The following is a 12,780-nucleotide window of genomic DNA, read 5'->3' on the forward strand; positions in this document are numbered from 1 at the left end:
ACGATGTTTGGTAAATTAAGTTGGGAAGCAGTCCCATTCCACGAGCCGATCGTGATGGTGACCATCGCCATGATCGCCCTCGGTGGTCTGGCGCTGTTCGTTGCAATCACCTACTTCAAGAAGTGGACGTACTTGTGGACCGAGTGGCTGACTTCGGTCGACCACAAGAAAATCGGCGTGATGTACATCATCGTCGCCATGGTCATGCTGCTGCGCGGTTTTGCCGACGCCATCATGATGCGTACCCAGTTGGCCATGGCCACCGAAGGTTCGCCTGGCTACCTGCCACCTGAACACTATGACCAGATCTTCACCGCTCACGGTGTGATCATGATCATCTTCATGGCGATGCCATTCTTCACCGGCCTGATGAACCTTGCAGTGCCGCTGCAGATCGGCGCACGTGACGTTGCGTTCCCGTTCCTGAACTCCCTGAGCTTCTGGCTGCTGGTATCCGGCGTAGTACTGATCAACCTGTCCCTGGGCGTCGGCGAATTCGCCAAGACCGGTTGGGTTGCCTATCCACCATTGTCGGGTCTGCAGTACAGCCCTGGCGTGGGCATGGACTACTACATCTGGGCGCTACAGTTATCCGGGTTAGGTACGACGTTAACGGGGGTTAACTTCCTCGCGACCGTACTGAAAATGCGTACCCCTGGCATGAAACTGATGGACATGCCGATCTTCACCTGGACCTGCACCTGGGCAAACGTTCTGATCGTGGCTTCGTTCCCGATCCTGACCGCTACCCTGGCACTGCTGACCCTTGACCGTTACATGGATTTCCACATTTTCACCAATGAACTTGGTGGCAATCCAATGATGTACGTCAACCTGTTCTGGGCATGGGGCCACCCTGAGGTTTACATCCTGATCCTGCCGGCATTCGGCATCTTCTCGGAAGTGATCTCGGCGTTCACCGGCAAGAAACTGTTCGGCCACCACTCGATGATCTACGCTTCGGGCGCGATCTCGGTACTGGGCTTCATGGTTTGGCTGCACCACTTCTTCACCATGGGTTCGGGTGCCAGCGTCAACGCCTTCTTTGGTCTGGCGACGATGCTGATTTCCATCCCGACGGGTGTGAAGCTATTCAACTGGCTGTTCACCATCTACCAGGGCCGTCTGCGCTTCACCAGCCAGGTTCTGTGGACTCTGGGCTTCATGGTGACCTTCGCCATCGGCGGCATGACCGGCGTACTGCTGGCCATCCCGGGTGCTGACTTCGTTCTGCACAACAGCCTGTTCGTGATCGCGCACTTCCACAACGTGATCATCGGCGGTGCGGTATTCGGTTACATCGCTGGTTTCGCGTTCTACTTCCCGAAAGCGTTCGGCTTCAAGCTGCACGAAGGTTGGGGTAAAGCAGCGTTCTGGTTCTGGATCTCGGGCTTCTTCGTCGCGTTCATGCCGCTCTATGCACTGGGCTTCATGGGCATGACCCGTCGTCTGAACGCCACTACCAACCCTGAGTGGGTACCGTACCTGTACGTTGCCATGTTCGGTGCGGTGATGATCGCTGTGGGTATCGCCTGCCAGCTGATCCAGCTGTACGTGTCGGTGCGTGACCGCAACAAGCCAGAGAACGTTTGCGATCACGGTGACCCGTGGAATGCACACACCCTGGAATGGTCGACCTCGTCGCCACCTCCGTTCTACAACTTTGCCGTGCTGCCTAAGGCTGACTGCATCGACCCGTTCACTGAAGCCAAGGAAAACGGTACTGCGTACCAGCGTCCGGCCAAGTACGAGCCGATCCACATGCCGAACAACACCGCCACTGGCGTGGTGATGGGCGCACTGTTGACCGTCTTCGGTTTCGCAATGATCTGGCACATCTGGTGGCTGGCGATCGCGAGCCTGGTAGGCACCGTCGTTTACTTCGTGATCCACGCTGCACGTGACGACCAGGGCTATATGGTTCCGGTTGAAACGATCGAGCGTATCGAAGCCGAGCAGCACAAGCGTCTGGTTGCGGCAGGGAAAATCCCGGCCGGTGCCCCCCGTGTTGAAACCTCGTTGGAACAGGCTTAAACCATGTCGAACTTAGTGACCAATGTTGGACACGCCCATGGTGACCATGGGCACGATGACCATCACCACGACTCGGGCGAGATGACCGTATACGGTTTCTGGCTCTACCTGATGACCGACTGCATTCTGTTTGCGTCGATCTTCGCGGTGTACGCAGTACTGGTAAACAACGTAGCCGGTGGCCCGTCGGGCCACGACATCTTCGAACTGCCATACGTGCTGGGCGAAACCGCTCTGCTGTTGTTCAGTTCGATCACCTACGGCTTCGCCATGCTGGCGTTGTACAAAGGCAAGAAGCAGGCGGTCCTGGGTTGGTTGTTCATGACCTTCCTGCTCGGCGCAGGCTTTATCGCCATGGAGATCAACGAGTTCCACCTGCTGATCTCCGAGGGCTTCGGTCCTAGCCGTTCGGGCTTCCTGTCCGCGTTCTTCACCCTGGTCGGTACCCACGGTCTGCACGTATCTGCGGGTCTGATCTGGATGGGCATCATGATGTATCAGGTCAACAAGCACGGCCTGACGGCGACCAACAAGACCCGTCTGAGCTGCCTGAGCCTGTTCTGGCACTTCCTGGACGTGGTGTGGATCTGCGTATTCACCGTTGTTTACCTGATGGGGACTCTGTAATGGCTAATGCACACTCCCATGACAGCCATGATGCTGGCCACGGCAGCGTAAAGTCGTACGCCATTGGCTTCATCCTGTCGGTGATCCTGACCGTGATTCCATTCGGTCTGGTGATGTACCCGAGCCTGCCGAAGGCCACCACACTGGCAATCGTTCTGTTGTTCGCAGTGATCCAGGTGATCGTTCACCTGTATTACTTCCTGCACCTGGACCGTTCCATTGCTCAGCGTAACAACGTGATTGCATTCGTCTTTACGGCGATTGTGATCGTGCTGCTGGTTGGCCTGTCGTTGTGGATCATGTTCAGCATCCACACCTACATGATGGCGAAGTGAGGTAAGACCCGATGTCGCTCAAGCACTTTATCCAAATCACCAAACCGGGGATCATTTTCGGTAACGTGCTTTCTGTGGCAGGCGGGTTCTTCCTGGCCTCGAAAGGGCATGTGGATCTGGCGGTGTTTCTGGCTGCCATGATCGGTACATCCCTGGTTGTTGCCTCCGGTTGCGTGTTCAACAACTGCATCGACCGCGACATCGACCTGAAGATGGAACGCACCAAGAACCGGGTGCTGGTGCAGGGCTTGATCTCCCTGAAACTGGCTCTGGTTTACGCGACCATCCTTGGTGTTCTCGGCGTTGCATTGTTGTACAAGGTAGCCAATCCGTTGGCCGCTTTGTTCGCGGTGATCGGCTTCATCATCTACGTCGGCTTCTACAGCCTGTACCTCAAGCGCAAGTCGGTTCACGGCACGCTGGTGGGCAGTCTGTCGGGCGCCATGCCGCCAGTGATCGGTTACGTCGCCGTAACCAACAGCTTCGACATGGCCGCGCTGACGTTGCTGGTGATGTTCAGCCTGTGGCAGATGCCGCATTCCTACGCCATTGCGATCTTCCGCTTCAACGATTACCTGGCCGCATCGATTCCGGTGCTGCCAGTGAAGCGCGGGATTCAAGTGGCCAAGAAGCACATCCTGCTCTACATCCTGGCGTTCCTCGTAGCGACCTTGATGCTGACCTTCAGCGGTTACGCCGGCATGAGCTACCTCGCCGTCGCCGCGGCCATGGGCATGTACTGGTTGTACATGGCCTGGACCGGCTACAAAGCGGTGGATGACACGGTCTGGGCACGCAAGCTGTTCGTGTTCTCGATCTTCACCATCACTGCGTTGAGCGTCATGATGTCCCTGGACTTCAAGGTGCCCGCAGAGCTGCTGCTGACGTACGCGCCGTAAGGCTCAAAGGCTTGAAGAAAAACCCCGCACATTGAGAGATGTGCGGGTTTTTTTGTTGCCTGGCGTAAAGCCCCTCATCGGAACGCCGCCCGCCCAGCCCTCTCCCAGAGGGAGAGGGGGCCGACCGAGTTGTCTCGAGTCCACCGCCGACCTGCAAAGTCGTGGCGATTATGGATTCGGTAAAGTGCGTTCAGGTCGGTGTATGTCGTCAATATCCTGCGTTCGGTTCCCTCTCCCTATGGGAGAGGGCTAGGGTGAGGGTTGCGAGTGGAGTTCAAAACCCCTAGATTTGGATCCAACCTCGACAGTGATAGCACCAAGCCATTTTTTCGGTGTTTTACTGCCGTGATTCGAGCTTCTTCATGCACTGATCAAAAGGCTGGGCGAAATGACTGAGAGGATGACCTGCGACGAGCGTTTTATTGCCCTGGCCCAAGAGCTGAACTACGACATCTATGGCGAGAACACCGCTGGCGGCAATTACGCGCCGCTGATCCGTCATCACGATGAGTTGTACATCAGCGGTATGGTGCCGCGCACTAATGGCAAGATTCAGTACCCGGGTCGTGTGGGGTTGGAGCTGACCCTCAAGGATGCGCAAGCCGCCGCCAGCATCAGTGCGATGCGTTGTCTGGCGCTGATTGTTGATGCGGTGGGTTCGCTGGACAAGATCAAGGCGTTGTTGCGGGTCACTGTTTACGTGAAGTCGACGCCGGACTTCGTTGACCTGAGCGAAGTCGCCAACGGTGCGTCGGACGTGTTCAGTCATGTGCTCGGCGATGCGGGCCGGCACACGCGCACTACGGTTGGCGTGTATCAGTTGCCGAAGAACGCGGCGATTGAGGTCGACATGATTGTAGCGTTGCATCCTTCGGCTTGAGGGTGGTTTGACGGCTTGCCCTCACCCTAACCCTCTCCCTCGGGAGAGGGGACTGACCGAGGTGTCTTGCGCTCTACATCGACCTGAGAGATTGAGGCGATTGTGGATTCGGTACCGCACTTTCATTTCGGCGTACTTCTACAATATCCCCAAATCGGCTCCCTCTCCCTCGGGAGAGGGGACTGACCGAGGTGTGTTGCGCTCTACATCGACCTGAGAGATTGAGGCGATAGTGGATTCGGCGCAGCACTTTCATTTCGGTGCATCTCTTGAATATCTCCCGATCGGCTCCCTCTCCCTCGGGAGAGGGCTGGGGTGAGGGGCGAGGATTTTCGCCTCCTCACGAATACCAAGCCGGACAACAAAAAGCCCCGTCTGAATCCCAGCGCGGGGCTTTTTCGTACAGCGGCTGCGCTATTACTGCGCGGCGATGCTATAGCCATCAAACGCAGTCTGCTGTTGCAGCGCGGTGATGATGTTCTTGCGGTTCACTGCCTGTTCGGTGCCCGCGTTGTCGACGAAGACTTCGCTTTCCAGTTCCGCTTCTTCGCCTTCTCCGACGAAGGTGAAACCGAGGAACTCCAGCGCTGCACGGTCAACGTTCAGGCGCGAGCGTGGCGTGCGCAGTGGCAGGGTCACGCTGATGCCGTCCTTGCTGATGGTGAAGATTTCGACTTCTTTCTTCTTCGCCGCTTTGCCCTTGCCGCCGCTCGGATTGCTGATCGCCTGATGGGTCTGATTCAGCACTTTCAGCGCGAGGCCATAAACGATTTCCTGGAACGCCGGATCGTCCTTGAAGCTGGACAGAATGCGGCCGATCGAGAACTTGCTGCTGAGGTCTTCAAGGGCAGCGAGGTCGGCGGCTTCGGCGTCTTTCAGTGCCTTGAGTTCGCCCATCAGCTCGTAGGCCTTGTCGTCATCGAAGCTGTCGTGAGCCTGACGGATCGCCGCGCGCAGCTCGCGGATCTGGTCGCTTTCGCGGGTCGACTGGAACGCGTCCAGGACCATCTCGCTGATGATTTTGGCTTGTGGCAGGTGTTGTGAAAGATTGATGGAGTTTTCGTATTCCGCTTTGGACGATTCGGTGACTACGGATTCAGCGGTGTTGAAATCGGACATTGAAATTTCACTACTTTTTAACTTGAGTGGAGATGAGAAAGCCGAGGGCTTTTTCAGGCCGACTAATTTAGGGGAGCGCGGCGGCGTTGTCACGGAGCAACGGTCTGCCGGTCGAGTTTTTTCCCGGCGTGCACTATTTCAAGCGCGGCCGTTCCATGGCGATCACCGAGGTCTCAAAACCCAGGCTGGCAAAAAAAGCCTCTGCGCCCTCGCGTCCGGCACGCAGCACCCACGTGATATCCGGATTGTCGCCCATGATGTGCTCGACCAGTGCGCGGCCAATCCCAGCACGCCGATGCTGGTCATCGACCACCACCATCGACAGGTAACCGTTGGACAAACCATCGCTGATCCCGCGAGCGAATCCGATGATCTGCTCACCCTGAACGGCGACGGCGGTGCGCTGAGAGTTCTTGATCAACAGGGCGAAGTGTTCAGCTGAGCCGGTGCGATGGCCCCAGCCATGCTGCCCGAGAAACTGCCGCACCGATTGCGTTTCGGCGGGCAGCAAATCACGTACGTTGAGAGTGTTGTTCATCTGCTGTTCATGTCCTTGTCAGCGAGTTTTCTGGGGAACGTCGAGCAGGCAGCCTCAGGATTTCCCCCACGTCTGCATCGCAAACTCCACGAATCGGCGCAATTTCGGCAAGCGATAGCGATCGGGCGCGTAGAGCAGATGCATCGGTCTGCTGGGGGGCTGGAAGTCGGCGATCACCTTCACCAGTCGGCCTTCGCGCAGGTCTTGTTCTACCAGCGCATCCGGCAGCATCACGATGCCCATGCCGGTGCGGGCAGCCTGATGCAAACCGGCGGAGCTGTTGATCAGCATAGGCCCGCTGACGTCGATCATGATTTCCCCGTCGGGGCCGCCGAGGCGCCAGCGCTTTTCCACCGATTGCCAGTCGTCGCCGGCAGGATAGGCGAACGACAGGCAGTCGTGTTGTTGCAGGTCTTCCGGGGTTTTCGGCATGCCGCGCCGGGCGACGTAGTGCGGCGAGGCGCACACAGTCAGGGTGTAGTCGATCAAGGGCCGGGCGATCAAGTTGGACTGGTCGAAATTGCCCAGCCGAAACGCCACATCGAGGCCACTCTCCAGTAGATCGGGGCGGCTGTTGGTCAGCACCACATCGAGTTTGACCTGCGGGTACAGCAGGGAAAACTCACTGAGCGCCGGGGCCAGCCGTTCAACGCCGAAGGTCAGCGGCGCGGTGAGGCGCAACATGCCCCGGGGTTGATCGAGGGTCTGCTCGGCGAGGCGTTCGGAATCGGCGACCAATCCCAACACTTCCAGACAACGCTGGTAGTAAACGCTGCCGAATTCAGTGAGGCGCTGACGCCGGGTGGTGCGTTGCAGCAGTTGCACGCCGAGCCGTCGTTCCAGCGCGCGCAGATGATTGCCGACCATGGTCGTCGACATATCGCACTGCAACGCGGCCGCCGTCATGCTCCCGGCTTCGACGACTTTGACGTACACGCTCATCGACTGGAACAGGTCCATTATCAAGCTCTGCTTTTAAATGAATGAAGTTTTGCCGAGTTTATCCAGTTTCGGTGGCTAACCATACTGCCAGCACACCGACCTGCACTGGAGTTTGAAGTCATGACCGCCGCCCTGATGAACACCTACCAACCTTTGGCCCTGAGTTTCACCAAAGGCCTCGGCACTCGCCTGTGGGATCAGGCCGGCCGCGAGTATCTGGATGCGGTGGCCGGTGTCGCGGTGACCAATGTCGGCCACTCACACCCGCGGATCGTTTCGGCGATCAGCGAGCAGGCGGGTTTGCTGCTGCATACGTCCAATCTGTACAGCATCGACTGGCAACAACAGCTGGCCAAACGGCTGACTGAGCTGTCGGGCATGGAGCGCGCATTCTTCAATAACTCCGGTGCCGAGGCCAATGAAACGGCGCTGAAACTCGCGCGTTTGTACGGCTGGCGCAAGGGCATCGAACAGCCGCTGGTGGTGGTCATGGCCAACGCGTTCCATGGCCGCACACTTGGCACCTTGTCGGCCAGCGATGGCCCGGCGGTGCGTTTGGGTTTCAACGAATTGCCGGGTGATTTCCTCAAAGTGCCGTTCGGTGATCTGGTGGCACTGGGGCAACTGCAGCAAAAGCACGGCGAGCGCATCGTGGCGATTCTGGTCGAGCCAATCCAGGGTGAAAGCGGTGTGCAGCTGGCGCCGCCCCATTATCTGAAGGGCCTGCGTGAATTGTGCGATCGCCATGCGTGGTTATTGATGCTCGATGAAATCCAGACAGGCATCGGCCGCACCGGGCGCTGGTTCGCGTTTCAACATGAAGGCATCGTTCCAGATGTCATGACGCTGGCAAAAGGTCTGGGCAATGGTGTGCCGATCGGCGCTTGTCTGGCGCGGGGCAGGGCTGCGGATCTGTTCACGCCCGGCAGCCATGGCAGCACTTTCGGTGGCAATCCGCTGGCGTGTCGGGTCGGTTGCACGGTGCTGGATATCATCGAAGAGCAAGGCCTGCTGGAAAACGCCCGGATTCAGGGCGAGCGTTTGTTGACTCGTCTGCGTGCAGAGCTGGCGGACAATCCCAATGTGCTGGCGATTCGTGGGCAGGGCTTGATGATCGGTATCGAGCTGAAACAACCGGTGCGGGATCTGACCCTGATCGCGGCGCGGGATCATGGGCTGTTGATCAACGTCACGCGAGGCAAGACGATACGGCTGCTGCCACCGTTGACGATTGATGAGCGTGAGGTGGAGATGATTGTCAGAGGTGTGGGGCGAGCACTGATCGCGCATTGATGGCTTGTAAGTAGCACTGTGGGAGCGAGCCTGCTCGCGAAGGCGGACTATCGGTCGACATCTCTGCTGGATGATCGACCGCTTTCGCGAGCAGGCTCGCTCCCACATGTACGGTGTAGGCCTTAGTCCGGATAATCCGCCAGATCCGGCGCCAGCATCCGTGTCTTCGCCTTGCCATTCGAATTGTGCTGAATGATCTCGCGCGGCTGCCCCTGTTCATTGAAAAACACCTGACCGATCCCCGCCGAATTCCACAACCGTTCACCTGCCTCAGCATGTTCCGGCGTGTACGGCACGATGCGCATGCGTCGGCGTTTGGTAAACCAGTTCAGCGGGGAGCGTGGCGAGTAGAGCCAGCGGTTGAGGCGGTCGAACCATTCCAGCAGGCTTTTCGGAAACTCGTTCTTGATGCCGCTGCTGGTGATCTGCCAGATCCGCGGCCCGGCCTTGCGGTGGCGGATAAGCACTTCGTAGACAAAGGAATAATGCACATCGCCCGACAGCACCACGTAATTACCCGGTGTGCGCGAGTGGCGGAAAATATTCAGGATCACCTGCGCCGCGCCGCGATGAGCCATCCAGTTTTCCGCGTCGACCAGCAGCGGGTAGCCGCACCAACTGAAGACCTTCTGCACGGTTTCAATCAGCTTCACGCCGAAAATCGGCGCCGGCGACACGATGATCGCTGACGGGTGATCGAGCAGTTCCTGTTGCAGTTCGCTCAGCGCCTCCCAATCGAGCAGGCCCGAGGGTTGCTTGAGCGCCATCTCACTGCGCCAGCGTCGGGTGCGCGTGTCGATGACCACCAGCGCCGGATTTGTTGGCAACACGAAGTGCCAATGCTGAAAGCGCAACAGTTCATCGATCAACGCATCCTGCCCCGGGCTGTCGAGATACCGATCATCACCACTGGCGCTCAGCTCCAGGGTTTTCTTCAGCACGTCCTTGAATGCATCGGGATTATTGCCCCAGCCCTGACACAACATATAGGCGATCAGCGCATTGCCGATAATGCGTTTGGAGAACGGATGGCCGTAGGCCGTTTCCTCCCATTGCGCGGACAGATTCCAGTCATCGGTGATGTCGTGATCGTCGAATATCATCAGGCTCGGCAGATGCGCCAGCGCGCGGGCGACCTTGCCCAGTCCAGCCTTGAAGGCGTCAATGCGAGTCTGTTCGAGGGCGTAGCGCTTGAGGCGTTCGGACGTCAGTTCGGGTGCTTGCGGATCGATCAGCGACCAAGCCATCGGCGACCACACCAGCAAGTACATCGCCATGACTTCGGCGAAGGTCACCAAGTGATTGTCAGCGCTGCTGCTGGTGAAAATCGGCTTACGCGCACCGCCGAAAAATCGCTCGCGCAATGTCTCGTTGCTTTCCAGCGCCGGTAACAAATCCGCACGGTGGTAGTAACTGGCCGGGTGTTCATAGAGCTTCGCGCTGTCGCTGACCACGGCGCCTTCGAGATGTTCGTCGAACAAGCCGAGACGTTCGATCAAGGCATGAGTCGCCCGCAACATCGGGCCGGCGACATCGTCGGCGTAAACCTGGTCGCCGCTCATCATCAGCCAGGCCGGGCGTTGTTGCGGGTCGGCTTCGCTCGCCAATAGCTGATCGACGCAAAGCAAACCATCCGCCGCCGGGTGATGCGGTTTGCGGCAGGAGCCGTGCAGCAGTTGGTCGATCCGCGAGCGCAGGACGAAGTTCGGGCAGGTTGCATCGCCGTACAGCAGATGCGCCGCCCAGTCAGCGATGCCGGTGGTGTCGTCGATCAGCAGGTCATAGTCGATTTGCGTATCGCAGGGCAGGGCGTTTTCGAGAGTAACGTCGATAAGATGAACAAACGCCTGGCGACCTACGGGAATGACCGTGCATTTCCCGGCGCAGAGAGGAATGTCTCCTACACCTTGCAGGCGCAAGGTCAGCGACAATGGCCGCGTGCCTACCAGCCACATGACCACACGCGTTGGCTCCAGCCGTCGCAGCAGAGGGCCGGCCAGAACAGGAGGCAACGGGATCAGGTCATCAGGTGTTGGAGACATCGAGGGCAAAGCTCAAGGCGCACAGGCCGGCGATGATAGCGCAGGCGGCGCCTTGAACCCTTAAATGAGCCTTAAGAGTCGGCTTTTTGCAGTTTCAGCGCCAACAAACGCCATTGCGCAGGTAGGGCGTCAGCTCGAGGCTGTTCTTGCACCGAGCAATCGAACCGGTAGGCGACATCGTCGCCGTTCATGTTGCGCGCGGTGACGGTACTGCTGAAGGTGTAGACCTGATCCTTGAAGCGGTGGCTGACCAGCGCTTTGCTGTCAGCAAAACGCGCCGAAGCGGGAAAGCGCAACGTGCTGGTCACAAACGGGCTGCACATGACATACGCGATCATCGACTTGTCGGCCTGGGCGTCGCCGCGCAGTTTCTTGTTCAGCGCTGCCAGGGCCATGCGACCCTGATAGTCGCTTTGATCCAGCACGGTCTGCAACCCGATTGATTTCGGCGCCCGGTTGGCGTAGTTCGGCAACAATGCGGAGTCGGCAGGAGATGGCTTGTCATCCGGCTCGATGGCAGCAAAAACAGGCGCATCTTTCAGCTCTGCGGCGGGCGTTACAGATTCGGCTTCAGGCAACAGTGAGGTCGGCTCGGCAACTTGTGTGACCTTGTTTTCAGTCTGCGCCGCTTCGTAATCATGCGACGAAGGAAACAACGAAAAGGTGATCGACAGCACCACCAGCGCAACGATGAAGCCGCCCGCCGCGCCGACGATGTTGCCGTAGAAAATATTCCAGTTGCCTCGGTTTTTTACCACCCAGCGCCACATGAAACCCCAGACTGCAACAAATGCCAGAAAACGCAGAAACTCCATTCGATCCTTTCCTTAACTTTCGATAGCCGACAACAGGCATTCGCAGCGAGCGCCGCGATGATGGGCAGCACGATACCAAAACAGATTAAACGTTGAGAGCAAAGAAACTCATCTGCCTGTCAGCACCCGCTCTTTGCGCCTGTTCTGTGTGATCACACGGGGTGTTGCAATGGCCCCGGTGTGCGCCGTTTGGGAAGAAGGCGAAGTTAAGCGCGTGGCAGTGGTAGGCGGTCGATCGGTGGAGCAGGGTGACTACATTGATGAACGGGATGAGCTTCAATACTTGGGGTGGAAAAAACTGGTCGGTGCCGATGGGTTTGCGATGGATATTCGAGTGCTGAAAACTCGTCGATGAGGTACCGGCATGTTTTGCTTTCCGTCGCAGGGGAAAGTGAAGTTCGAATTCACGGCGAAGACTTCAATGGGGGGAATGTCGAAGTACATTCAAAGCATCTTCTATAAAGGCCCAGTCCAATCACAAGATGTCTTTCAGATAACCCTTGAGCGCGAGAAGCGGTTGATTCAACTGCTCCATCGACTGTACCTCGCCGAAATCGGCTGACAACTTTTGCAGTTCGCGCCCCAGCGGTTTCTCTGTACCCCCCAAGGCATCCATCGCCAACCCCAGGCACTGATTCAATTTGAACTGAATGGTCTCGACATCTCCGCGTCTCACCAGCAATTCGAATACGTCTTTCTGGTAATCCCCCATAACAAGGTCGTCCCGCAAAATCGGGCTCAGGCCTTCTTCCTCATAAGCCAGCTTGAGGGAGAAAAGGGCGACTGTTTCCAGTGACGTTTCCATGATTTAAGTCCTAGCTGCTGTTTTCAGGTTTCGAAGGTGAGTCTTCGTTTAGCAAAGCAATCAGGTTTGGTGCGGGTTGCCCCGCCGTCGTAGGCACCCATCGATTCAGATCAGTCTGTGGTGGCAGGCAGAAAACGACTGGTGCTCTGTGAAAACATTTTAAGACAGATGCGGCGATAAAAGTCGCTGCAAAAAACACGCAACCAAGCAAAATCCGATCTGCTATCTAATCGGACGTTCGCGGATTCAAATTGAAGGTCAGGGCTCAAAAGCGAAATTAACGGTTGACGGCAGATTTCAGATGTCTATAATTCGCCCCACTTCCGGCGCAGTCGAAACGGAAAACTCCTTGAGATTCAATGAGTTATGTAGGTTTCGGCAGTAAGGTGCTTCAGTTCATCGAAGCCAAAAGGAAGTTGAAAAAGAGGTGTTGACAGCAGCGTGTAACGCT

The 12,780-nt window shown here is 57.5% G+C and carries 12 protein-coding genes; 6 read left to right on the forward strand and 6 right to left on the reverse strand.

What is annotated here, in order from left to right; translation table 11 throughout:
- The first annotated feature begins 3 nt into the window (after positions 1–3).
- The 5 genes from cyoB to ACOYXJ_RS14910 all read left to right on the forward strand — a co-directional run bounded on the left by cyoB (position 4) and on the right by ACOYXJ_RS14910 (position 4,775).
- Positions 4–2,034: a cytochrome o ubiquinol oxidase subunit I gene (gene cyoB, locus ACOYXJ_RS14890; protein ID WP_460370157.1), complete on the forward strand. Its 2,031-nt coding sequence runs from the start codon at positions 4–6 to the stop codon at positions 2,032–2,034.
- A 3-nt stretch (positions 2,035–2,037) separates the two neighbouring features.
- Positions 2,038–2,661 (forward strand): cytochrome o ubiquinol oxidase subunit III, encoded by a 624-nt coding sequence (gene cyoC, locus ACOYXJ_RS14895; RefSeq protein ID WP_007916943.1) that lies wholly within the window; start codon positions 2,038–2,040, stop codon positions 2,659–2,661.
- The gene (cyoD, locus tag ACOYXJ_RS14900) at positions 2,661–2,996 is read left to right on the forward strand and encodes a cytochrome o ubiquinol oxidase subunit IV (RefSeq protein WP_007916940.1); all 336 of its coding nucleotides are present in this window, start codon (positions 2,661–2,663) and stop codon (positions 2,994–2,996) included. The genes cyoC and cyoD overlap by 1 nt, the downstream gene beginning before the upstream one ends.
- A gap of 11 nt (positions 2,997–3,007) precedes the next feature.
- Positions 3,008–3,895, forward strand: coding sequence for a heme o synthase (cyoE, locus tag ACOYXJ_RS14905; RefSeq protein WP_007916939.1), 888 nt, complete (start codon positions 3,008–3,010; stop codon positions 3,893–3,895).
- 388 nt (positions 3,896–4,283) lie between these two features.
- Entirely contained in the window at positions 4,284–4,775 is a 492-nt protein-coding gene (locus ACOYXJ_RS14910; protein WP_007916938.1) for a RidA family protein, read from the forward strand.
- Between the two features lie 417 nt (positions 4,776–5,192).
- On the opposite strand, the gene ACOYXJ_RS14915 is transcribed toward ACOYXJ_RS14910, so the two are convergent.
- The 3 genes from ACOYXJ_RS14915 to ACOYXJ_RS14925 form a co-directional block, all read right to left on the reverse strand.
- Positions 5,193–5,894, reverse strand: coding sequence for a hypothetical protein (locus ACOYXJ_RS14915; RefSeq protein ID WP_460370160.1), 702 nt, complete (start codon positions 5,892–5,894; stop codon positions 5,193–5,195).
- A 133-nt stretch (positions 5,895–6,027) separates the two neighbouring features.
- The gene (locus tag ACOYXJ_RS14920) at positions 6,028–6,432 is read right to left on the reverse strand and encodes a GNAT family N-acetyltransferase (RefSeq protein WP_460370162.1); all 405 of its coding nucleotides are present in this window, start codon (positions 6,430–6,432) and stop codon (positions 6,028–6,030) included.
- Between the two features lie 54 nt (positions 6,433–6,486).
- Positions 6,487–7,392 carry a LysR family transcriptional regulator gene (locus tag ACOYXJ_RS14925; RefSeq protein ID WP_460370164.1) on the reverse strand — a complete coding sequence of 302 codons (906 nt, stop codon included), beginning with the start codon at positions 7,390–7,392 and terminating at the stop codon, positions 6,487–6,489.
- A gap of 102 nt (positions 7,393–7,494) precedes the next feature.
- Between ACOYXJ_RS14925 and ACOYXJ_RS14930 the strand changes: the two genes are divergently transcribed.
- The gene (locus tag ACOYXJ_RS14930; RefSeq protein WP_460370166.1) at positions 7,495–8,667 is read left to right on the forward strand and encodes an acetylornithine/succinylornithine family transaminase; all 1,173 of its coding nucleotides are present in this window, start codon (positions 7,495–7,497) and stop codon (positions 8,665–8,667) included.
- Between the two features lie 122 nt (positions 8,668–8,789).
- Here the strand turns inward: ACOYXJ_RS14930 and ACOYXJ_RS14935 are convergent, their stop codons facing one another.
- The 3 genes from ACOYXJ_RS14935 to ACOYXJ_RS14945 form a co-directional block, all read right to left on the reverse strand.
- On the reverse strand, positions 8,790–10,709 hold the full coding sequence (locus ACOYXJ_RS14935) for an alkaline phosphatase D family protein (protein ID WP_460370168.1): 1,920 nt from the start codon (positions 10,707–10,709) through the stop codon (positions 8,790–8,792).
- 71 nt (positions 10,710–10,780) lie between these two features.
- On the reverse strand, positions 10,781–11,524 hold the full coding sequence (locus ACOYXJ_RS14940) for a hypothetical protein (protein WP_460370170.1): 744 nt from the start codon (positions 11,522–11,524) through the stop codon (positions 10,781–10,783).
- A 475-nt stretch (positions 11,525–11,999) separates the two neighbouring features.
- Positions 12,000–12,329, reverse strand: a complete 330-nt coding sequence (locus tag ACOYXJ_RS14945; protein ID WP_460370172.1) for a hypothetical protein — start codon at positions 12,327–12,329, stop codon at positions 12,000–12,002.
- Between the last annotated feature and the right edge of the window lie 451 nt (positions 12,330–12,780).

The sequence above is a fragment of the Pseudomonas sp. Tul2A7 genome (assembly GCF_054790505.1).